We start from the raw sequence: 22,074 nt of genomic DNA, 5'->3' as shown, positions 1-22,074 counted from the left end.
TAGACGAATAGGTGTGATCTTGTTAAGTTTTAAAGAGTATATAAAGCGAATTTATACTTGGGTGCCTTTTTTATTTTCAATATTAGATTTGTTTTTTTATGTAATGGTTCCATATATATTTATGGAAATGATTGAAAAAAATGGATTTCTGATTGATTTTTATAATAGGTTTAAATTTTTTCGTGAATTTAATCTGTTTGTATTTTTTTCAATTCTAATTTGTTCTATCCTTTTTGTACGAAGTTTTTTTATATTTTTCTTGAGTAGATTGATGTCGATATCTATTCAGAAGCACTATGCTGATATCAGTGAATTAATTGTGAATAAATTATTTTCAAGCAAATATGGAATATCTGATTTTGATAAGAATCATGTACGAAGATTGCTTAATTCTGAGATTAATAATTTGATTTTCGGGTGTGTTATACCGTTCTCATTTTGTCTAGCAGAGGTTTCGGTAGTTCTGGTTCTGTTTTTATATTCGATATATAAATTTGGTAATTTTATAATCTTATTTGGGCTGATAATTTCTGTATTTATATATATTGTTATGCTGGTTTCTAAAGAAAAGGTTAGGAATATTGGTGAATTGCGAAGTAGTTATGAACAAATAAGGCAAAATTTTGTTGAGATTATTATTGGGAATGTATACTCAATAAAATCAAATGGGGGTGGACCTTACTCTAAAGTGAAAATGTTCGAAATTACTACAAAGTTTTCATCGGCACTTTCAAGTCAATTAACCTATCCATTTATAACTAAGACAATAATTGAGGGCGTAATTGTCTTTTTTCTTATTTCGGTTTTTGCATTGGTGAGTGACTTTAAGTCTTTCGAGATAGCTGTGTTTGGCGGTGTTGCCTTGCGGGCTTTGCCTGCCATGTCAAGGATTTCTAGTTATTCTGATACGATACGAATTAGCAAAATAGCATTAAAAAATGTTGAGAACTTTATTACCGAACCGCTAGATGATGCATTTGGCTTGCGTAATAAACTGTTGGATAAATACTTAGATGGGCAAAATAAAACCGGTCTTCTAATATTAAAAGGACCATCTGGTATTGGTAAAACTTCATCGCTTAAATATTGGATTAGTAATGAAAATGCTAAAGTCTCCTATATGGATCAAAGTAACTTCAATGGGGCACTTCCTATTTCAGAATTGATCATGTTAATAGGTGGCGGCGAGCATGCAATTCCAGAAATAACGACTCATATGAATGATTTGGGTATCGACATTCGCGCAAGAAGTCTTTCGGAGTTGTCGGGCGGACAACTCAAATTTCTGCAGTTCCTATTAATTGCTTTGAAAACTGCTTCTATTTATGTATTTGATGAACCAACTGTTGGATTAGATAATGCTCTTAAACGAAGGGTGTTAGATATTATTAAGCAGAAGTCTATAAATAGTCGAGTTGTGGTGGTGTCACATGATAGTGAATTTATAGAAGAATGCTCTTCGAAATGCTCAGGTGTTCTTTATGAGGTCAGATAGGGTTTGTTGGGTTAGCCATGTGGGCAGTGATCCAGTTGAAGGAGGGGGGGTTGCTAGAGCCATTTCCCTTATTCAAAAATCAAGCATATTTAATGAAGCAAGCGTAGATTATTATTCGTTACTTAACACTAGTAAGTTACAACAACTCATTTTTTTATTAAAAAACTTAAAATATAGAAAATTTATTATACATTCTTTCTTTTCTCCTTTTTCGATATTCTTACTTGCGTTGCCATTGCCTTGTGAAGTTCTATTGATGCCGCATGGTGAATTAAGGGAGGGGGCTTTAAATGTTAATGGAGTTTTTAAAAATAAAATAATAAGAGTATTAACTTTTTTATTGAAAATATATTTTTTTAAAAAAATATTTGTGATTGCGAGTGGTCATGAAGAAATTTCATTTGTATCAAAAATTTGTAAAGTTGAGAAAGCGTCGGTATTGCCAGATGTAATACCTAATATCGGTGAGTTGGAAGTTGGATGTAATTTTGATTCATTATTAGGCGTTTCAATAATATTAAACGCTAGAATGGTGGAAAATAAAGGTATTTCAAAGTTTCTTTCAACTCTTGAGTTACATATTTTAAATGGCAAAATGAACTGTGATTTAATTCATGAAATTTTCATTTTTTATTTGGAAGAAAGTGAAGCTGAACTACAAAAAGTACTGAGCTTGGTTGCTCGGCTAAATGGTATTGCTGATCTGAAGGTCAATATGATTTCAGGGTATGGAAATCAGGAGATTAGAGATTACTTGCGAAATGTTCCTAATAAAATTGGATTTATTTCCTCTAGATTCGAGTCGTTTAGTTATGCATTGATTGAGTCGTTGTTTTATGAGTACAAGCCCATAGTTTGGTTTGAAAATTCATTAACTGATGAATTGATTGAATTGGGTATGTGCAGAAAAATGCAATATGGTGATTTTGATTTGTTTACTCAGTTTGTTCAACTTTCGGGACTAAGTGATATTAGTTCAGTTGAAAAATTTATAAGTAGTAAGAATTTGACGACTAATATGGCATATAGAGATTTTGTTTTTGAAACATTAAGATTGGAATCAAAAAAATGAAATTAGATCAACAGATGCTTTCTGAAATTGCAAATAAATCTTGCAGCAAAATATTGGGTGTAAAAGAAGGTGATGGTTACTATACTGCACCTTTTAAGCATATAGTTATTGACGATTTTTTGCCTGTTGAGTTGGCTAATGAGTGTATTAATCGGTTTCCAAAACTCAGTAATCCTTGTTGGCAGCATTCAAATGATGCAGATATTGAAGTTAAGTATAGGACAGATTGGAAATCAGAGTTTGATATTCCTGATACAATTGTTGACGTTGTTCGTATTATGAATAGCGCACCTTTTCTTCGCGCAATGTCTCAAGTAATGGGGATCCCTAAAATTATACCTGACCCGTATTTTACTGGCGGTGGTTTGAATGTAAGTATGCGCGGTGGATTGTTAGATGTCCATGTGGATGGAAATTATCATGATGCGACAGGACTAAACCGTCGTTTAAATGCATTACTATATTTAAACCCTGGATGGGAAGAGTCATGGGGTGGTGAGTTTGGTGTTTATGATGAAACAGGGACCAATTGTATTAAAAAGGTTGCTCCGTTGCATAACAGATTGGTGATATTTGATTCTCATGACAAGAGTTTTCATGGTTTGCCTGATCCAATTAATTTTCCAGAAGATATTCCGCGCAGATCAATATTACTTTACTACTACACGAAAGATGCAAGGCCAGGCAATCTGATTTCTGTTGAAGAACCCCATAGTGCGCTCTGGAAAAAAAGAGGTTTTATGGATAAGCGTGGTAACAAGACGCGTGATTTTACTTAAATCCTAATAAGAGTAAATAAATGAAAATTATTGTACTGGGCTCTTCAGGTATGCTTGGGAATGCAATGCTTGGTGTGCTAAGCCAACGAGGCGATTTTGATGTCATTGGTTCATATAGAACCTCTGCTAGTATTAGTAGGTTGCCAGATAAGCTTAAGTCAAAATGCAGAATTAATATTGATATAAATGACAGTGATCAATTATTGAAGATGTTTGATGAGCATAAACCAAATGTGATTATTAATTGCATCGGACTAATCAAACAAATCTCAGCAGTGAATGATCCATTGATTACCCTCCCGTTAAATAGTATTTTCCCTCATCGCTTAAATGCAATTTGCAAACTTTCGGGCACTCGATTAATACATATTAGTACTGACTGTGTATTTTCCGGAAAAAAAGGAATGTATCTTGAAAGTGATATTCCAGATGCTGAAGATTTATATGGAAGATCTAAGTTGTTAGGTGAGCTAAATTCTGAAAATTCAATAACATTGCGAACCTCTATTGTGGGAAGAGAGTTATCCGGTTCTCACTCATTGATAGATTGGTTTTTAAGCCAAAAGCATAAAATTTCTGGTTACTCAAATGCATATTTTTCTGGTTTGACAACCGTAGAGTTGTCACGTGTTATTAGAGATACAGTCTTGTGTAATGAAGATTTACATGGGTTATATCATGTATCTTCAAGTCGCATTTCCAAATATAATTTATTGAAAGAGGCTTCTTCTATCTTTAATCATAAAATTTTAATTGAAGAGTATCCTGATTTTTTTATCGATCGTTCACTTGATAACAGTAAATTCACATCAAAAACTAATTATGTGTGTCCTTCATGGACAGATATGCTACTTGATATGAAGAATTTTTATAGTGAAGAATATAATGTTTGATAATAAAACGTTACTTATTACTGGTGGAACTGGCTCATTTGGTCAAACTGTTCTTAAACGATTTTTGAAAACTAATGTTAAAGAAATAATTGTATTTAGCCGTGATGAAAAAAAACAAGAGGAAATCAGATTATCATTTAATAATGACCGGCTAAAATTTTATATCGGTGATGTAAGAGATTATTCAAGTATTTACTCTGCATGTTGTGGGGTTGATTATATCTTTCATGCAGCAGCATTAAAACAAGTTCCTTCATGTGAGTTTTATCCAATGGAGGCATTAAAAACGAATGTACTTGGTACTGAAAATGTGCTGCGTGCGGCAACTGCCCAGAATGTACAAAAAGTTATCGTACTGAGTACTGACAAAGCGGTTTACCCAATAAATGCAATGGGGCTTACAAAAGCCCTTGCTGAAAAAGTAATGATTGCGCAGGCCCGTTTGCAAGCGCCTACAAGTACTGTTTTCTGTGCAACGCGATATGGTAACGTGATGGCATCTCGAGGGTCTGTAATTCCTTTGTTTATTAAACAGTTAAAGGAAAATAAGCCTTTGACCATAACTGATCCGGAAATGACTCGCTTTTTAATGTCCCTTGAAGAGTCTGTTGATCTTGTTCTGTATGCTTTTGAACATGGTAGTCAAGGTGATATTTTTGTACAGAAAGCACCTGCTTCAACTGTTAACGATCTTGCTGTAGCTCTTTGCAATATATTTGAGAAGCCTTCACATAACATCAATATTATTGGAACGCGACATGGAGAAAAGTTATTTGAATCTTTAATTTCGCGTGAAGAAATGGTTACAGCTGAGGACATGGGAAATTACTATCGATTACCTGCGGATAACAGAAACTTAAATTATGAAAAATATTTTAGTTCTGGTGAATCAATGATATCCCAAACGGAAGATTATACTTCGCATAACACACATCGTTTACATGTAAAACAAATAGAATCAATGCTTCTTCAGCTTGATTATATCAAGGAAGAACTAAATGCTTAAAATTATGACTATTGTTGGTACTCGACCAGAGCTTATTAAGATGAGTCGTGTAATCGCTGAGTTTGACAAGCATGTTAATCATATCCTTGTTCATACTGGACAGAATTATGACTACGAATTGAATCAGGTTTTTTTTGAAGATTTGGAAATACGTAAGCCAAATTATTTTCTTGATGTTGCAACAGGAACTGTGTCGGGTACTATTGCTAGGATTATTGAGAAAGCTGATGAAATTTTACAGATTGAGCAGCCCGATGCATTATTGCTATACGGCGACACTAATTCTTGCCTTTCTGTTTTAGTTGCCAAACGTAGAAAAATCCCTGTTTTTCACATGGAGGCAGGCAATAGGTGCTTTGATCAAAATGTACCAGAAGAGTTAAACCGAAAGGTCATAGACCACTTGAGTGATATAAATCTCGTCTTGACTGAGCATGCTAGACGATATTTGATTTCGGAAGGAATACGTCCTGAAACTGTTTTTAAAACAGGCTCTCATATGCACGAGGTGCTGAATTATTATGAGCATAAAATAAGTAATTCATCAATATTGTCATTATTGCAACTTGTGAAGAATTCATATTTTATTGTAAGTATTCATCGTGAAGAAAATGTTGATTCCGAGAGCAATCTCCTTTTGCTGTTGAATACACTTAATAAATTAGCTAATCAATATGATGTCCCTGTAATTGTATCAACTCATCCTAGGACACAGAAGCGATTGGATAATTTAAAAAATTATGAATTAGATAAAAGGGTTCGTTTTTTAAAGCCTTTTGGTTTTTCTGATTACGTCTGTTTACAGAAAAATGCTCTTTGTGTATTGTCGGATAGTGGAACGATTACAGAAGAGTCATCTTTATTAAATTTTAGAGCAATTACAGTAAGAAATGTTCATGAACGTCCGGAGGGAATGGATGCTGGCATTCTTATCATGTCTGGCCTTGACCCTGAGAATGTTCTTCGTGCAGTTGATGTTACGATTAATATGGATTTAATTCGCAATAATCCATCGAATGTTGAGGATTACATCAATCCTGCAGCTTCACACCAGATACTAAAAATTGTTTTAAGTTATATACCGTATGTAAATAGATTGGTTTGGAATAAATAATATTTATATATGTTCCTTTATAACATAATTTGAATTAAACCTTATGTGTTAAGTTGACAAGGTGTTGAATGACGCATTTACTCGTTGGTTTTTTCATCTCACTGATTGTCACTCTGCTTGTTATCCGGTTCGATCACGTTCACGGGCATTTTTCTTCAGATCATGATTTGAATGGGGTACAGAAATTTCATGTTCATCCAGTGCCACGTATTGGTGGCATTTCCCTCTTTATAGCAATGCTAGCAATTTGGGTTGTGCAGTTGGTGAAGCAGGCGCCTTCTAGTAGAGAGTTTAGTTTGTTATTACTTAGTTCTTTACCAGCTTTTCTTGGTGGACTGATTGAGGATGTAACCAAAAAAGTTGGGGTGCTGCACCGGTTGGTGCTGACGATGTTAGCGGCTGTGGTCGGTTTCTTTCTGTTAGATGCAGGATTGCACCGGCTTGATATTCCGTATGTAGATTCGCTGCTGGTGTATGTGCCTTTTGCCTTGCTGATTACCGCTGTAGCTGCTGGTGGGGTTGCCAATGCGATTAATATTATTGATGGATACAATGGGCTTGCTGGTGTATATGCTGTAATTGTGTTCTTTGCACTTGGCTATGTGGCATTTATCTGTGGAGACTTGCTCATTTGGGGGGCTGCGCTGGCCATGGTGGGGGCTTTGCTCGGATTTCTGGTTTGGAATTACCCTCGGGGATTGATTTTCTTGGGTGATGGCGGCGCTTATTTTATCGGGTTTATGTTGGCGGAGTTGTCGATATTACTGGTCAATAGGCACCCGCAAGTTTCTGCGTGGTTTCCATTCTTGCTCCTAATTTACCCAGTCATCGAGACTGTATTCTCTATTTACCGTCGGAAATTTCTTAAAGGTGGTTCGCCTGGCATGCCAGATGCGGCACATTTACATCAACTCATCTACAAACGTCTTGTCCGTTGGGCGTTAAATAGTAATGAGGCGCATCATAAAACTCAGCGAAATGCGATGACTTCTCCCTACCTGTGGGTGCTGTCTTCGCTAGCGGTAATTCCTGCACTGCTGTTTTGGCAGCATACGTGGGTGTTGCAGTTATTCACGTTGTTGTTTGTGTTTAGCTACATTTGGCTCTACAGATCTCTTGTGCTGTTCCGTGCGCCAAAATGGATGATTATTCGTAAGATTCATCAATCGGATGAAGAGTAATTGGCGAGGCTAAAAGCGTAGGAAGATTGCTAGCTTTCGCCTTCTGATTGGCGAACATACCGAATCAACCAATCTGCCGCATCCTCTTCTGTTTCGCAGACAAAAGCTGGGTAGGGTGGGCGGTCGAAGGTGAGGTAGAGGTCTAGTAGCTGGCGGATGTACCAGCTTTTGGTGACAAAAGCGACGGCGGTGGTGATGTTGCAAATCTCGGGTGTGCTGGCAGCCTCTCTGCCGTCTTTGGTGGAAGATGGGCGACCGGTGGCCATGAACATGACGGGGAGTGGTTTGTCACTTAGGGCAATATGTTTTTGGCGGATTTTTTCGATCATTGCGCCATCAATATGCGGTGAGTCTCCGTAGTCTACGCGCAAAATGCCGTCTTCACCTAACCAAACGATAGGTTCTGTTGGTGTTTTAGTCTCTGAGGATGTAAACCATCCTAGTCGTTTCATAACGTTCTACTTGATTGGTATGTGAGTGGGGCTTATGAATACAGCATGGCTTAAAACGAACGATCACGCAAATAGATTCATGATGCGTGGCTTATTTGTTAATCCCGTTATGCTTCTTCTTGAATTCGGTTTTTGAATTTTAGGCTGCGATACAAGGCCATCAATTTTTGGCATTTGCCATTGGTTGGGTGCTGTGTACGGATATGTTCTAGGTAGTCTGCGGCTAACATCATGTAATGTTCGTGCCAGCCGTTATGGTTTACATAGGCCAATATTGCGTTAATGGTATTGAGCATAATCGATAGATTATTTGGTCGCTCAGATAGGACGGACAAGAAGTGCTGTACTGCGCCTTCTAGGTCTCCGCCTTTAGCCATGTTCACGGCAATGTTGTTTTTCTCTACAAAGTCACGATTGTTTTCTGCAATGAGTTGTTCGCCTTCTTCGATTTTACCCACGGCTTGAAACATATTCTGCAGATGTCTGGCAATATGCGGTTCATCACTTTGGTTTTTGATTACCTGCTCTGCTATTTGGCGTGCTGCATCAGGCTGGTTGAGTTGATAACAGCTGCCAGCTAATTCAACCTGAATATCTGCAGGAATCTGCCCACCTAATTGATCATATGCCTTAAGCGCATCCGCTAATAAGGCTTCGGCCTCAAACAGCTGTTTTTTCTCGATCAGTAATTTGCAATCCATGGTTTTTGCAAGGATGGCCGCTTCTGGTGTTTGAAAGGCTTTCTTTACCTGGAAGACTGTTTTCTCTGCGGCAGCAATATCCCCTTGGGCGATTTGAGCATGGCTAAGGTGGGCATAATCCATCGGATCATGGTGAAAGGTGTATTTCCCATAATCTACGCAACTCGTAAATGCTTTACTAACCTTTTCCCAATCGTGATTAGAGACCGCAACAGAACCAAAATGCCTTAGTCGATGAATAATAGACGGGGAGAGATTGACGGCTTTTTGTAGCGTATCTTGCGCACTGAGTGCATCGTCACGTGCTTCTTGGCAATGGGCTAACCAATCATAGGCTTCCATTGCGTAGCGGTTTTCAGTAATGAGCTCTTCAAAGACTTTTTGTGCTTCTTCATAGTTGCGCTGCTGAAAAAGCGCCTTACCATAGCCCATTTTTGCCCAACCAAATGGGCGGATATCGAGTAATTGTTGGTAGGTGCGTTTGGCTTCGACCGCATCACCAGTTAACAAACACAGTTTACCTTTCATCTTCATAAAGTCTAAAAGGTATGGGTCTTTGTCATCTATCCGGTGATTGCACTCGGCAAGAGCGAGTAGGTAGTCATGCTGCAAAATGGCGTGATCTACTACGCGGAAGGCTTGTTTCTTGGCGTAAGAACGTTCTAATCGTTTCAGTAGCGCTTCGCCGGTAAATGGCTTGAGTAGATAGTCGTCTGGGGCTAATTCGGCGGCAGATATCACATTTTGTGCGTGTGCTTCTGAGGTCACAATCATGAAGACGGCAGAAGGCTTTAGCAGGTTTCGGTTTTTTAATTCTTCGAGCAAAAACATGCCATCTAGTGGCTTGTCTAGCGTGATGTCAGACAGAATCACATCAAAGTCTGCGCGTTGAATTCTGGCAATAGCATCGGTTGCTCGAGAGGCAAACTCTACTTTGTTTGCGCCAATCGAGCTTAACGTCATCTCTAGGGCTTTGCGCATTTCGGCAACGCTATCGATGACCAGATACGTTGCGTGCGAAAAATCTGGTTCACCAGTCGAGATGGTTTTATTGAAAAAGGATGCAATATTTGCCATGGTGTTTACAGCATAATCCACGATGCATAATTTGTGTAGATGGAATTTGCTGCAATGAAGCAAATGATGGTTTTTTACCGATAAAAACACCCATTTATCGATTTATATCAAACAAGTACGCACCTAGTTTGACGGTGCGCCCTTGTTTGTCCTATCACTCACTTTATCGTGGATGCTCGCCATCCACCAAATGCCAATCTCGTTCTGTTTGTTTACTGAATTTATCTAGGAACAAGTAAATCACCGGCGTGATGTAGAGGGTAATTAATTGCGAGAAGATTAAGCCACCAACTACCGCTACACCGAGTGGCTGGCGTAGTTCGGCACCGGCTCCCCAGCCAAAGGCAAGTGGTAGGGCTCCCATCATTGCCGCTAGGGTTGTCATCATAATGGGGCGGAAACGCAAAACGCAGGCTTGGCGGATAGCATCAATTGCGGATAACCCATGCTCTCTACGTGACTCAATCGCAAAGTCGACCATCATAATCGCGTTCTTTTTCACGATACCAATCAGCATTAATAAGCCAATATCGGCAATGATGGTGAGCTCTAGTCCAAATATCTGGAGTGCAGCTAACGCACCAATCGCGGCCGATGGTAGGCCTGCCAAAATGGTGAGGGGGTGCAGGTAGCTTTCATATAACACACCAAGTAGCACGTAAATGACCGCAAGCGCAGAGAGAATCAATACCACTTGGTTGGTCTGGTTTTGCTGGAAGGCAGCAGCATCACCACCCCACGCCGTTAGGATGCTAGACGGCATTTGAATGCTGCGTTGTGCATTTTCTAGGGTGCTGGCGGCATCGCCAAGGGTAACACCGGGTGCTAAGTTAAAGCTGATGGTAATTGCTTGTAGCTGGCCTTGGTGGTTGACGCTGCTTGGCCCCGCTTGGCGGACAATGTGCACTACTCTATCAAGCGTGACGAGATCGCCATCTTTATTGCGTACCGGCAGTTGGCCAATGGCATTCTCATCTTGTGCCAGAGATTCTGGCATGCTGAGGACCACCGCGTAGTCTCCGCTGCTGGTATAGATACTGGCAGCTTGGCGCTGTCCATAGGCGCTGTAGAGTGCCGTGCGGATATCGGCAATGCTGACACCTAGCAAGTTGGCGCGGTCACGGTCGATATTCACCTGCGCAACTGTGCTGGAAAGGTTGGTGTCACTGGTGACATCTCTAAAATCGCCATTTAAGCGGAGTTCTTGTTGGAGTTTTTCTGCCCACTGGTTCAATTCCCCGCCAGAGACGCTTTGTAAGACGTATTGGTAACGGCTTTTTGTTGATTTACCACCTAAACGTAAGTTTTGTGTGGCGGTGAGAAAGACACTCGCGCCAGCGACTCTGCCGGTATCTTTGCGTAATCTTTCTAACACCTTCGTCATTGGCTCACGATCTGACTTCGACTTTAAGGTGATAAACATCCGCCCTGTGGTGCTAGAGACAGATGAGGTGACACTGGCAACCGCAGGGTCTTTTTCAATGATATTGGCGATGCGCAGTTGGAGTTTCGTTGCTGTATCAAAGCCGGTGCCATCGCCATAATCGATGTTGGCGGAGATTTGGCTTAAGTCTTCATCCGGGAAGAAGCCTTTGGGAATACTCATAAACATCCAAATGGTAATCCCAAAGCTGGCGAGGGCTAGCGAACCTACTATTTTGCGATGGCGCAAGGCAATTTCTAGTGTGCTGGCGTAAGCACCGGCAACCGCATTAAAACCCGATTCAAAGAGTTTAATAATTGGATTGTTAGTCGATTCGTGATGATCACCATCTTTTAGCAAGCGGCTAGCCATGAGAGGAATCAGCGTCAGAGATACGACTGCAGAAACTAAAATTGCCAGTGAAACGACGACGGCAAATTCATGCAGCATTAAGCCGACGGTGCCGGGCATAAAGAAAATTGGGATGAAAACGGCCACAAGGGATAAGGAAATACTAATAATGGTAAAGCCCATTTCACGGCTGCCTTTTAGCGCAGCTGGCAAGGCCTTCTCACCATTTTCCATATGTCGGACGATGTTTTCTAGCACGACAATCGCATCATCCACGACTAAACCAACCGCGAGCGTTAACCCGAGTAGCGAAATGTTGTCTAGGCTGTAACCCAGTACCTGCATTAGCCCTAAGGTACCAATGAGGGAAATTGGCAGCGTCACTGTAGGGATGAGTGTTGCGACTGCTTTACGTAAGAACAGGAACATCACCATCACCACCAGGGCAACGGTTAGCAATAGGGTAAATTGCACATCATGCATCGATTCACGAATGGATACCGAGCGATCATTGAGTAGCTGAATCTTGATGGATTGCGGCAGTTGGCTAGAAAGTTTAGGTAGGGTGGCGCGAATAGCATCTACCGTGGCAACGGTATTGGCATCTGGTTGACGCTGAACCGCCAATACAATCGCCCGCTCTTTACCTACCCAGCTCGCATTCTTTAGGTTCTCGATACTGTCTTCTACTTTCGCAATATCGGCTAAGCGTACCGGGTTGCCATCGCGGATGGCCACAATGAGTGGCGCGAAATCCACCGCTTTTCTAAGTTGGCCATTTGCCTGAATGGTGAGCGTTTGTCGTTTGCCATCGATTGTGCCGAGCGCGGAATTCGCATTGGCACTTTTTAGCGCGCTGGCGAGTTCATCCATGGTTAAATTGCGCGCAGCTAACTTTTGCGGGTCGACGGTGACGCGAACCGCGAATTTCTTCTGGCCGAATACTTGTACTTGCGCCACGCCATTTAAGGTTGAGAGACTCGGTGAAATGACGTTTTCTGCGTAGTCATCTAGTTCGGAAAGGCTAAGCGATGGCGAGGTAATGCCTAAAATCAGAATCGGAGCATCTGCTGGGTTAACTTTACGATAAGAAGGCAGGCTGGTCATCTCGTCTGGTAGAGACCGTTGTGCACGTAATAAAGCGGCTTGCACATCAACTGATGCTGCATCAATATCACGATCTGGCGAGAATTCCAGCGTGATCGAGGTGCTACCTAAGGTATTGGTCGAACTAATGCTATCAATACCGGGTAAGGTCGAAAATTGCTTTTCTAGTGGCAGGGCGACTGAAGTTGCCATTGTGTCTGGACTAGCGCCTGATAACGAAGCCGAGACGTTAATTACCGGCGTATTGTAAGACGGTAGAGCGGCGATCGGTAATTTGGTATAAGCCAGAATCCCAGCAAAAACAATCGAGATCGAAAGCAGAACCGTAGTAACGGGACGCTTAATACAGAAAGCTGAAATATTCATTCATTGCTCCCTGCTTTTACAGTCGAGCGACCAGAAGCTGCGCCTTCTTTTCTCTTTTTGGCTTCCTGAACGAACCCACCCGGGCGTACATTTTGCCCGCCATCTTTCACTACCATCGTGCCTGGGGTAACGCCGGATAACGCGGCAATGCCATCTCGAATTTCAATGACTTTCACAGGTAGTGCTTTCGCCTTTTTATCTGCACCGACCACATATAAGAAGGTGCTTTCTGGGCCAGTTTGCACGGCTTCTGCCGGCACAACAGGGGTATTGGCTTGGCTACTTAAATCTAACGAGACGGGTACTTGTGCGCCTGGCCAGAAACGTTGATCTGTATTATCAAACTCGGCTTTCGCTTTTAGGCTACCTGAGGTGCTATCTACCGTGGTATCTAAGAATACCAATTTACCGATGCTTGGTTTGGGGGCGGTACTTGCATTGACATGTAGCTCAGCAGATTGAGATTTCGCTTGCTGCCACGCTTGGTGCAAATCGTTCAACCGTGTTTCAGGTACGTTAAATGCGACTTGAATAGGGGAGAGCTGGGTAAGCGTGGTCATTGGGTTGGTGCTGCTTGGTTGAATCAAGCTGCCTGGATGCACGTTAATCTGCCCAATTCGGCCATCCGCTGGTGCCGTAATTCGGTAATAATCTAAGCTGACATGGCTACCTGCTAATGCGGCTTGGTCTGCTTTGACGGTTGCAGCGGCTTCATCTAGCGTGCTTCTGGCGGTATCTACTGCACTTTGGGAAACAAACTGTTGTTTGGCTAATTCAATTTGGCGGTTGAGGCTACGTCTGGCGTCAGCCAAGGTTGCTTGGTCTTTGGCTAATTGCGCGGCGAGTTTGTCGCGGTTTGTTGCTTCTTCGCTGTTATCTAGGGTAAATAGCAATTGCCCTTTTTTGACCATGCTCCCTTCTTGTACATGTACAACCTTTACCATGCCGGTAATTTGCGGGCGCACTTCTACTTGGGAAATAGGGGTAACGGTGCCAGATAAATTCAAGGTGCTGGTAAAGGGAACTGCCTTGACCACGGCAAAGGTGACGATGGCCGGTTTGTCTTTTCCTTTGCTGGCTGCATTGGTGCTGGTAGATTTGCTATGTTGGGCGTTGTAATACCAACCTCCGCCAATTGCCGCTAACAAAACGACGAAGATAGATAGTTTGGTTGCTTTACGCATTTGTTTTTTTCCCTGATTGCCCGCAAGTAAAGCAATACTTTACCGACAAATAGTGGCAAAGGTGTTTCCAGAGTGTAAAAATGTGCTTCAAGCGACAAAACAAGGAAGGCTGGTTATGCGTCTTCGGTGGATATATGGCATTTTATATTGGTGCTGCGCATTAGCTTGGGCGGCAGAACCTTTCTCGGTCGCCGTGATTGATGTAAAGCCTTGGGCGATGGAATCAAAACCCGGTGTGTATGGCGGTATTTATGTGGATGCGGCCCGCGTAATTGCCCAAGAAGCCGGCTACCCGCTTCGTTTCAAATTACTCCCCTATTTGCGCGTCCCTTTAGAAGTAGCCTCTGGCGGTTCTGCATTTACCATTGTTTCGGATAACGATGATCTCAATGCTTCCTCTATAAAGGTAGGACTTGTACAGCAGTTGCCGTTAGTAGCTATCCCCCGATCCAATGCTGGGGTGACGCAACTTTCTGATCTGCAACATAAGCGTATTGCTGTTTTACGGGGAACTACCTACCACACGCAACTCGCCGGTATTTTGTCGGCTGATTTCACCCCGGTTGAGCATTACGAGCAGGCGTTTCAAATGCTACTGATGAATCGGGTAGATGCCGTGCTAGGTGTCGATCAAGGGTTGAAGTACATGGTGCAATCGTCCCCATCTTTGAAAAGCCAACAGCGTAAATTTGGTGCGCCGATCGGCTTAACTTTGCTAGATGCTTATTTGTATGTCTCTCCCAGACTGCCTTTACATCAATTGCTGGAAATCAAACGTGCCTACCAGGCGGCAAAATCCAAGCATCTGTTTGACAGTGTGTTTAATAGCTACTGATAATGGGCGACTTTTTACATGATGTTGACTAGTGCTTAGGGGCGGATCATCGATACTCGTTGGTTAGAAGATTTTCTGAGTGTGGCAGACTGCGGGAATTTTACGCGGGCAGCGCAACTTCGCCACCTGACACAACCTGCATTATCCCGTCGTATTCGAGCGTTAGAAAGCTGGTTAGGGGTAGATTTGGTTGATCGCTCAACCTACCCAACACGCTTAACCCGTGCAGGAGAGCAATTTCGCTCGCAAGCCGCCTCTATGTTAGAACAATTAACCGAGGCAAGATCGCAAGCGAGGCATCATTTTGAGCAAGATGTCGGGCTAACGGTGGCTCTCCCTCATACGTTATCACTAAGTTTTTTCCCAAAATGGTTTACCCGTATTCGAGAGCTATTTCCTACCGTTTCTGCCCGGCTATTTGCGGCGAACGTGCACGATGCTGTGATGCACTTTGTAGAAAATAACAGCGACTTACTAATGTGTTATCACCATCCTTTGCAACCTGTGGCGTTAGATCCAGAGCGTTATAGTGGGCTAAAACTAGGCGTGGAATGGATTCGCCCTTACAGCCGTTGTGATAAGCAAAGGCAGCCGGTATTCGAGCTCCCCGGGCAAAAGGGAGAGGTGATTCCTTTTCTTGGTTATGCCCCCGGCGCCTACTTACGCCGGATGGTCGATATGTTGATTGATCAAACACCAGAACACTCTAATCTACAGCAAGTGTTCGAAACAGATATGTCCGAAGGGCTAAAAAACATGGCTTTAGAAGGCCATGGCATGGCGTTTCTACCGGAAAGCTCGGTCACGAGAGAAGTACGAAATGGCCAACTTGCGGTTGCCGGTGGGGAAGAATGGCAGGTCAGTATGGAGATTCATCTCTATCGGGAAACCCGCCGCCACCAAGAGGCGGTGGATGCGCTGTGGGACAAACTAGCTGAAAAATACCCAAGCGTCTAAATCTACTGGTCAGGCATCTAAAAGCCGACTAAAATAGTCGGGAATTTATTAGGTGTCTACCATGACTGCATTAAGCCAATTACCCGCGCTCAACCGTTTCTATCAATCGCTGCCCAACTGGTATACCGCGCTTGGCGCAGAAAAACTGCCTTCCCCTGTGCTGGTTCATGCCAATCTTGAACTTGCAGAAAAGTTTGGATTGAGCGAGGAGGATTGCGCATCGCCTGACTTTGTTCATCTGGTGGCGGGCAATCAATTCCCAGATTGGGTGCAGCCATTGGCAACGGTGTATTCCGGACATCAATTTGGCGTTTGCGTCCCTAGGCTAGGGGATGGGCGAGCCCTTTTGTTAGGCGAAGTCGAAAGCACCGCTGGCTTTAGTTATGAGTGGCAACTAAAAGGGGCGGGTAGAACGCCTTATTCTCGCCATGCCGATGGCCGTGCCGTTTTACGTTCAAGTATCCGAGAATACCTATGCAGCGAAGCCATGCATGGTTTGGGTATCCCAACGACGCGTGCGCTAGCAATGATTGCTAGCCCTGCCGCCGTGTATAGAGAAATCACCGAGTCAGCGGCCGTGGTTTTACGCGTTGCCCAGCGCTTTGTTCGTTTTGGCCATTTTGAATACGCTTTCTTGCAAAATGATCTAGATGGTGCAAAAGCGCTCGCTGACTTTCTCATTGAACATGATTTGCCCGAGTGCCAATACAAAGAAAACCCTTATCTTTCGATGCTAGAAACGGTGGTGCTCCGAACCGCGAGCCTCATTGCAGACTGGCAAGCGGTAGGCTTTTGCCACGGCGTGATGAATACCGACAATATGTCTATTCTGGGCTTAACGATTGATTACGGCCCCTTTGGCTTCTTAGATCAATTTGATCCAAACCACATTTGCAATCACTCAGATACCTATGGACGCTACGCTTACCAGCAGCAGCCCGCCGTGGCGTATTGGAATCTACGCGTACTTGGCAGTGTGTTATTGCCGCTCATTGGGGATAAAGACATCACGATTGAATGCCTAGATCGCTTCCCGAGTTTGTATCAACATGCCTATGAAACCCGTATGGGCGCGAAGTTGGGGTTGGATGCGTGGTTAGGTGAAGTGGATGGGCAATTGCTAACAGATGTACTCGCATTACTAGCAAAACACCGTGTCGACTATACCCGTTTTTGGCGTGCAGTTTGCCAAGTAAATGCCAGTGATACAAACGGCGACGCTGCTGTTTTAGATGAGTTTATCGATAGAGCAGCCGCTAGTGAATGGCTAAACCAGTATCGGCATCGTTTACAGCAGCAATCTTCAAGCGATGCCAATAGACAAGCGCAAATGAAGCGGGTGAATCCTAAGTTTGTGCTAAGAAACTATTTGGCAGAAGAGGTGATTAGACAAGCCCGCGATGAACAGAATTATCAGCAGATTGATGAGCTAATGCAGGTATTGGCTAACCCGTATGATGAACACCCCACATTCGAGCGATTTGCGAGTCATCCACCAACCTGGGCTAGCCATTTAGAGGTCAGTTGCTCTAGTTGAGCATCCCGAGTTAGGCGAATAGTAGCGGGGTATAGTACTTATGGAAGAAGAATGCGGTAATTACCCCGCCTAACACCAGCATAATGCGGCGCATTAAACGTGGATTCAGCGTTTGAGCTAACCTTGCGCCAGCAAAACCTCCAGCTAAAGAGCCAATAATCATAATTACGGCTTGTGGCCACAAAACTTGGCCAGATAGTACAAACGTCATCACGGCCGTGCCACTCACGGTAACGCCTAAAAGACATTTAATTGCATTAATCAATTGTGCATCTCGAATGCCAAAGCTGTTATACAACGCCATAATGACCATGCCGCCACCACTCGGGAAATAACCCGCATAGCTCGTCGCAATAAACTGTAAGAGTTTGCGTTTTGGGGTGTAAAGCGCTTGTGTATCTGTTGCACTAGCAGCGTTGTCTGCTAGTGCTGATGGCTTACGCGCCATCATGGGGCCAAACGCAAAGAATAAAAAGGCAATCAAAATAAACATCGGCGTTGCCAAAGCAAACATCGCTTTTGGTGTCATCATCACCAGCATCGCGCCTAGCGCCCCTCCGGCCACACTTAATAGCGCCAGTGTGATCAGACCGGTTTTGTACTTCATCAGCATCTTGCGGTAGCCCCATGCACTACTAAGTAACCCTGGCCAAGTTGCGACTGCATTGGTCGCGTTGGCCGAGACGCTAGGCACGTGAAACATGAGTAGCGTAGGGAAGCTAATCAGGCTACCTCCGCCTGCAACGGCATTAACAATGCCTGCAATAAGGGCTGCCAAAAAGAGTGCACAGATTTCTAAAGTTGTCATGGCGCAGATCAGGTAATAGTTGGAATAATGTATGCAATATTTTCCACTATTTTCTGCGCTATTTGATTGCAAGATTGCGAGGTTTGACTCCGTATTGGCAACTATATGGCTATTTTTTATTTAATGTTAAAATTTAATTTCTAAGTCATTAAAGCGGGCGCAATATGCAACTAGATGTGATTGATCGTCGAATTCTTCGTACCTTGCAAGCCGAAGGAAATTTGCCAAACAATGTGTTGGCAGAACGGGTGGGCTTAACCCCTGCGCCATGCCTGCGTCGGGTTCAGCGCTTAAGACAAGAAGGGATTATTGATCGCTACCTGGTGGCGCTAGATAACAAAGCGATTGGATATAGCGTATCTGCCTACGCAGAAATTACGTTAAACCATCATATCCCAGCACTGGCAGAGAAATTTATTGAAAAAGTAAAAACCAAGCCAGAAGTGCTCGCGTGCCATGTGGTGGCAGGGGACTTTGACTTTTTGCTTAGGCTAGTAGCAAAAGATATGCAAGATTATCAGCGCATTATCTGGGATTTGCATGCCATAGAAGGCATCCGTCAAATGCGCTCGATTATTGTGATGAACACGCTGAAGGACGAGATTAACCCGTCCCTCTAACTATTGTGAATTAAGACTCTTCTGCAAGTGCCTCTTCCACGGCACTTGCTGCCGCTTCAAAGTGCAATCTTGCTTCTTCATGTTCTTCTAGTTGGGTGAGTAGGCGTGCTAATTCAATGTGCGTAACTGCAGAATCTGCCACCGCTAAGCTAGCTTCCAAATAGCTCTTTGATTTACCCCACAGTTGCTGTTGCTTACATAGGCGGCCTAACGTCAGCAATAAGCTTGCGTCACCGGGGTGTTGCTGTAGCCATTTTTCCGCTTGTTGAATACGGCGCAGACACTCTTTATTTGGCATACCTTCTAGAGGTTGCGCATAAGCTAGTGCTAATTGTGCATCCCATTGTGTCTCTAGTGCCTTAGTCACTAGATCACCCGCTTGCTCATGGTCATCCCATTCATTGAGCTTTTTGCTAGCGACACTGACTAAACGAGGATCCGTGTGCAGGCTACTATCCAGTTTATTCCAGAACCGTTTGAATTGACTGGCGTCTCTAATTTCATCGGCTAATTGATTCGCTAAAGCGTGGCGACGCATGCGTTCTGCTTGTGGCTGATTAATCGCCTCGCTCTTTTCTAGTTGCTCAATGAGCGGAGGAATCTGCGCGTGATGGCCAAGCTTTTGGCGGGCTGTCAGCTCTAAGCGAAGGGCAGATGTTAGCTTCGGTGCAATTTTCTGAGCGTTGCCAATCGTCTCTAGTGCTTCTGCGTACTGGTGTGCTTTTACCTGTAATGTTGCAATGGTCATTAGCTTGGCTAATTGTGTGTCTTCCATTGCCAATTCGCTACGGGCTAAATACTCATCACGTTTACCGAAATTCTTGATGGTGTCAGATGCGGCGGCGGCGACCAAGGCACTAATAGCACGTGCTTTGTTTTTGGTTTCTAGCGTTAGCGCTTTTGAGGCAAGACGTTCTGCTCGGCTATGGCGTCCTTCAAAATAGGCAACCAATGCATCTTGCATGGCCGTATTGGCTTCAGCTTGCTTACGCTCTGCGTGAAATTTCTTTACTTTAGTTGGTAAGGCAACGGTGGTAACGATGGCACGAATCAAAAAGTAAACGAGTGAAAAGGCAATGATGATCAACACGACAAGTGCATTGAGCGGAATCTCAATATTAAAGTAGTGTGGAATGTGAATCATTGCCGTGCCAGTGTTTACTTTTGCTAGTAAGGCAAATGCTACAGCTAGTGCGAATAAAGTTAAGGTCCAGAAAAGCGCTCTCATTGGGCTTTATCTCCTGCAGCAGGAGTCGCCGGGATTTCTGCTTGTGCGGCTTTTAAGTTGCTGAGTGCTGTTAGGCTCTGGGCTAAATCAGGTAGGCTGACGTGAATATCCGTTGCATTCAATCTGTCGATCGTCTGAATCGAGCGTGTTACTTCGCCAGCTTGACGATCGAAATAGCTATACAAGATTGCACGAGCAGCGGTTAAGTCATTGCGGAAGCTATTTTGATCCCTTTGTAGTAAAGCAACTTTTGCTGCAAGCAGGTGTAACTTAATATTTTCACGTACAAAGTACATCTGTTCTGGCGGTAGCAAAGGAACATCTTGCTTGTCTAGACGACGGATTCGAATGACATCCTTCATTTCACCCCATACTTCATTACTCAAACGCTTGTACCAAGGGGCGTCACTAGCTAGCGGCTTCGCGGCCGCTGGTTTTGCTTTAGGCGTTACATCAATGATGAACGGTAAACTGTCTATATTCGTTAGCAGATTGTTTAACTTTAGCGTCATCCCTTCGCTGTCAATATCGGGCAGCGCTTTTAGTGCTTCAATATCTTTAGCAACTGCTTGGCGCAATGGGTTAAAACGTAAGCTATCAAAGCCTAATAAACGAGATTGCGCGCCTTCTAAGGCAACCAAGGCTGCACGTGGGTTGTCAGCAATTTGCAGTTGCTGGCTTGCTGCCATCAGCAATTGTTCAATTTCTGCTAAGACCAAGTTGTCTCTATGTTGAGAAAGATCTTGGTATAAATTGTTTAGGGCACTTTGTTGAGTTTGTGCTTCAGCCAATTTAGATTCAACGACCGCTAGACGCACACGCTCATCTTGGCGATCTTTTTCTAGTACGCTGATTTGTGCCCGACTTTGCTGTAAAAAGGCTTCCGATTGAGCTAGTTTTTTACCAACTTCTAATTGGGCGTTAGTGAGCTGCTTCCGATTATCCGCCCATTGCAATGCAATAATACCAAGCGCAACCAAGGCAACAATTAGCGTTGGATTGAGCTTTTCGATTAGCTTGTTGCCAAAGTTAGTTTGGCTAGCGGTATTTTGTGTCGGTTCTTGATTTTCGGACATGGCTGTTTCGTTTGGCTGTCGATCGTTTAGTGGAGACTTTAACACGTCTGCAAGCGCTAGTAATAGCGATCTGTCATCTTGAGCGGTTACCACGCGCGCCCCAAATGGCTTAATTGTCTGGGCAATTCGTGGGTGTGTGGTGCATATTAATATAGATTGTAGCTGTTTCGCGTAGTTTTCACCAACCGCCGCAAACAAATGCCGACCCGCTTCACTACTTGTGATCACGATCGCATCTGGTGATTTGGAGGATAATTGTACGGATAAACGATGCGTTAAATCGGTCGGTGGAGTACGCAGGTAGCAGCAAACATACTGGATACGTGCACCACGCGCAGTGAGCTGATCACCTAAATCAGGCCGACCATCTTGCCCGCGAAAAATGTAAATAAACTGTTTGTCTATCGTCTGTAGTTCGGGCATGGCAAGCACACCCTCCGTATCAGAACTGCTTAACGGGTAATACACATTCGGTATACCCGCTTCAATAAGGCGTTCGGCGGTGGATTTACCCACTGCAATGGCAAGTGTAGCAGCAGGCCAGTCTTTTCCTTTGGGTAAGCTGTCTAGCGCAAATTGAACTGCATTCGGACTAACAAAAATGACGGCATATGCAGACGCTAACTGAAGGCCGGCCTTTAATATCTCGCCTTTATCTTTTACTGGCGAAATCTCTAACAAGGGCAGTAAGATCGGTTCGCCACCAAGCTCACGAACAAGGTTCATCGACTCCGTCGCCTGATCAACTGGCCGAGTAATTAAGATTCGTTTGCCGGTTAGCGGTAGCGACATGCCTTAGTAGAATCCTTCGT

General features: G+C 43.5%; 18 protein-coding genes. 11 read left to right on the top strand and 7 right to left on the bottom strand.

Annotated features, from left to right (window positions below; all coding sequences use genetic code 11):
• Positions 1 to 19 precede the first annotated feature (19 nt).
• The 7 genes from LIN78_RS04405 to LIN78_RS04375 all read left to right on the top strand — a co-directional run bounded on the left by LIN78_RS04405 (position 20) and on the right by LIN78_RS04375 (position 7,540).
• A complete protein-coding gene (locus LIN78_RS04405; protein WP_227178876.1) occupies positions 20 to 1,495 on the top strand; it encodes an AAA family ATPase in 1,476 nt (491 codons plus the stop codon).
• Positions 1,496 to 1,514: 19 nt separating this feature from the next.
• The gene (locus LIN78_RS04400) at positions 1,515 to 2,567 is read left to right on the top strand and encodes a hypothetical protein (protein ID WP_227178874.1); all 1,053 of its coding nucleotides are present in this window, start codon (positions 1,515 to 1,517) and stop codon (positions 2,565 to 2,567) included.
• Entirely contained in the window at positions 2,564 to 3,346 is a 783-nt protein-coding gene (locus LIN78_RS04395; RefSeq protein WP_227178872.1) for a 2OG-Fe(II) oxygenase, read from the top strand. Before LIN78_RS04400 ends, LIN78_RS04395 begins: the two co-directional genes overlap by 4 nt.
• 20 nt (positions 3,347 to 3,366) lie before the next feature.
• The gene (locus tag LIN78_RS04390; protein WP_227178870.1) at positions 3,367 to 4,239 is read left to right on the top strand and encodes a dTDP-4-dehydrorhamnose reductase family protein; all 873 of its coding nucleotides are present in this window, start codon (positions 3,367 to 3,369) and stop codon (positions 4,237 to 4,239) included.
• On the top strand, positions 4,232 to 5,245 hold the full coding sequence (locus LIN78_RS04385) for a polysaccharide biosynthesis protein (protein ID WP_227178868.1): 1,014 nt from the start codon (positions 4,232 to 4,234) through the stop codon (positions 5,243 to 5,245). Before LIN78_RS04390 ends, LIN78_RS04385 begins: the two co-directional genes overlap by 8 nt.
• Positions 5,238 to 6,359 carry a non-hydrolyzing UDP-N-acetylglucosamine 2-epimerase gene (wecB, locus tag LIN78_RS04380; protein ID WP_227178866.1) on the top strand — a complete coding sequence of 374 codons (1,122 nt, stop codon included), beginning with the start codon at positions 5,238 to 5,240 and terminating at the stop codon, positions 6,357 to 6,359. The genes LIN78_RS04385 and wecB overlap by 8 nt, the downstream gene beginning before the upstream one ends.
• Before the next feature lie 68 nt (positions 6,360 to 6,427).
• Positions 6,428 to 7,540 carry an MraY family glycosyltransferase gene (locus tag LIN78_RS04375; protein ID WP_227178864.1) on the top strand — a complete coding sequence of 371 codons (1,113 nt, stop codon included), beginning with the start codon at positions 6,428 to 6,430 and terminating at the stop codon, positions 7,538 to 7,540.
• 29 nt (positions 7,541 to 7,569) lie between these two features.
• Here LIN78_RS04375 and LIN78_RS04370 read toward each other — a convergent pair whose 3' ends face one another.
• From LIN78_RS04370 to LIN78_RS04355, 4 genes are all read right to left on the bottom strand, one after another.
• On the bottom strand, positions 7,570 to 7,992 hold the full coding sequence (locus LIN78_RS04370) for a DUF7793 family protein (protein WP_227178862.1): 423 nt from the start codon (positions 7,990 to 7,992) through the stop codon (positions 7,570 to 7,572).
• A gap of 107 nt (positions 7,993 to 8,099) precedes the next feature.
• A complete protein-coding gene (locus tag LIN78_RS04365) occupies positions 8,100 to 9,770 on the bottom strand; it encodes a response regulator (RefSeq protein WP_227178860.1) in 1,671 nt (556 codons plus the stop codon).
• Between the two features lie 163 nt (positions 9,771 to 9,933).
• On the bottom strand, positions 9,934 to 13,017 hold the full coding sequence (locus LIN78_RS04360; protein WP_227178859.1) for an efflux RND transporter permease subunit: 3,084 nt from the start codon (positions 13,015 to 13,017) through the stop codon (positions 9,934 to 9,936).
• Positions 13,014 to 14,201: an efflux RND transporter periplasmic adaptor subunit gene (locus LIN78_RS04355; RefSeq protein WP_227178857.1), complete on the bottom strand. Its 1,188-nt coding sequence runs from the start codon at positions 14,199 to 14,201 to the stop codon at positions 13,014 to 13,016. The genes LIN78_RS04360 and LIN78_RS04355 overlap by 4 nt, the downstream gene beginning before the upstream one ends.
• A 115-nt stretch (positions 14,202 to 14,316) precedes the next feature.
• On the opposite strand from LIN78_RS04355, the gene LIN78_RS04350 reads away from it, so the two are divergent.
• The 3 genes from LIN78_RS04350 (at position 14,317) to LIN78_RS04340 (ending at position 17,530) form a co-directional block, all read left to right on the top strand.
• On the top strand, positions 14,317 to 15,036 hold the full coding sequence (locus LIN78_RS04350) for a substrate-binding periplasmic protein (RefSeq protein WP_227178855.1): 720 nt from the start codon (positions 14,317 to 14,319) through the stop codon (positions 15,034 to 15,036).
• Positions 15,037 to 15,081: 45 nt separating this feature from the next.
• Positions 15,082 to 15,993, top strand: coding sequence for a LysR family transcriptional regulator (locus LIN78_RS04345; RefSeq protein ID WP_227179504.1), 912 nt, complete (start codon positions 15,082 to 15,084; stop codon positions 15,991 to 15,993).
• Positions 15,994 to 16,054: 61 nt separating this feature from the next.
• Positions 16,055 to 17,530 carry a protein adenylyltransferase SelO gene (locus tag LIN78_RS04340; protein ID WP_227178853.1) on the top strand — a complete coding sequence of 492 codons (1,476 nt, stop codon included), beginning with the start codon at positions 16,055 to 16,057 and terminating at the stop codon, positions 17,528 to 17,530.
• 10 nt (positions 17,531 to 17,540) lie between these two features.
• On the opposite strand, the gene LIN78_RS04335 is transcribed toward LIN78_RS04340, so the two are convergent.
• Complete coding sequence (locus LIN78_RS04335) at positions 17,541 to 18,338, bottom strand: sulfite exporter TauE/SafE family protein (RefSeq protein ID WP_227178851.1); 798 nt, start codon at positions 18,336 to 18,338, stop codon at positions 17,541 to 17,543.
• Between the two features lie 164 nt (positions 18,339 to 18,502).
• Between LIN78_RS04335 and LIN78_RS04330 the strand changes: the two genes are divergently transcribed.
• Entirely contained in the window at positions 18,503 to 18,958 is a 456-nt protein-coding gene (locus LIN78_RS04330; protein ID WP_227178849.1) for an Lrp/AsnC family transcriptional regulator, read from the top strand.
• 10 nt (positions 18,959 to 18,968) lie between these two features.
• Here the strand turns inward: LIN78_RS04330 and LIN78_RS04325 are convergent, their stop codons facing one another.
• Positions 18,969 to 20,186 (bottom strand): heme biosynthesis HemY N-terminal domain-containing protein, encoded by a 1,218-nt coding sequence (locus tag LIN78_RS04325; RefSeq protein ID WP_227178847.1) that lies wholly within the window; start codon positions 20,184 to 20,186, stop codon positions 18,969 to 18,971.
• A complete protein-coding gene (locus tag LIN78_RS04320) occupies positions 20,183 to 22,054 on the bottom strand; it encodes a uroporphyrinogen-III C-methyltransferase (RefSeq protein WP_227178845.1) in 1,872 nt (623 codons plus the stop codon). Before LIN78_RS04320 ends, LIN78_RS04325 begins: the two co-directional genes overlap by 4 nt.
• Between the last annotated feature and the right edge of the window lie 20 nt (positions 22,055 to 22,074).

Source organism: Leeia speluncae (assembly GCF_020564625.1).
GTDB lineage: Bacteria > Pseudomonadota > Gammaproteobacteria > Burkholderiales > Leeiaceae > Leeia > Leeia speluncae.
Note: the sequence above shows the minus strand (reverse complement) of the source record. Positions and strands in the feature narration are given on the sequence as shown.

Excerpts from the sequence above, each read along its gene's own strand:
- LIN78_RS04395 (WP_227178872.1), top strand. The coding sequence starts at position 2,564 with ATGAAATTAGATCAACAGATGCTTTCTGAAATTGCAAATAAATCTTGC.
- LIN78_RS04390 (WP_227178870.1), top strand. The coding sequence starts at position 3,367 with ATGAAAATTATTGTACTGGGCTCTTCAGGTATGCTTGGGAATGCAATG.
- LIN78_RS04385 (WP_227178868.1), top strand. The coding sequence starts at position 4,232 with ATGTTTGATAATAAAACGTTACTTATTACTGGTGGAACTGGCTCATTT.
- wecB (WP_227178866.1), top strand. The coding sequence starts at position 5,238 with ATGCTTAAAATTATGACTATTGTTGGTACTCGACCAGAGCTTATTAAG.
- LIN78_RS04375 (WP_227178864.1), top strand. The coding sequence starts at position 6,428 with ATGACGCATTTACTCGTTGGTTTTTTCATCTCACTGATTGTCACTCTG.
- LIN78_RS04370 (WP_227178862.1), bottom strand. The coding sequence starts at position 7,992 with ATGAAACGACTAGGATGGTTTACATCCTCAGAGACTAAAACACCAACA.
- LIN78_RS04365 (WP_227178860.1), bottom strand. The coding sequence starts at position 9,770 with ATGGCAAATATTGCATCCTTTTTCAATAAAACCATCTCGACTGGTGAA.
- LIN78_RS04360 (WP_227178859.1), bottom strand. The coding sequence starts at position 13,017 with ATGAATATTTCAGCTTTCTGTATTAAGCGTCCCGTTACTACGGTTCTG.
- LIN78_RS04355 (WP_227178857.1), bottom strand. The coding sequence starts at position 14,201 with ATGCGTAAAGCAACCAAACTATCTATCTTCGTCGTTTTGTTAGCGGCA.
- LIN78_RS04350 (WP_227178855.1), top strand. The coding sequence starts at position 14,317 with ATGCGTCTTCGGTGGATATATGGCATTTTATATTGGTGCTGCGCATTA.
- LIN78_RS04340 (WP_227178853.1), top strand. The coding sequence starts at position 16,055 with ATGACTGCATTAAGCCAATTACCCGCGCTCAACCGTTTCTATCAATCG.
- LIN78_RS04335 (WP_227178851.1), bottom strand. The coding sequence starts at position 18,338 with ATGACAACTTTAGAAATCTGTGCACTCTTTTTGGCAGCCCTTATTGCA.
- LIN78_RS04330 (WP_227178849.1), top strand. The coding sequence starts at position 18,503 with ATGCAACTAGATGTGATTGATCGTCGAATTCTTCGTACCTTGCAAGCC.
- LIN78_RS04325 (WP_227178847.1), bottom strand. The coding sequence starts at position 20,186 with ATGAGAGCGCTTTTCTGGACCTTAACTTTATTCGCACTAGCTGTAGCA.
- LIN78_RS04320 (WP_227178845.1), bottom strand. The coding sequence starts at position 22,054 with ATGTCGCTACCGCTAACCGGCAAACGAATCTTAATTACTCGGCCAGTT.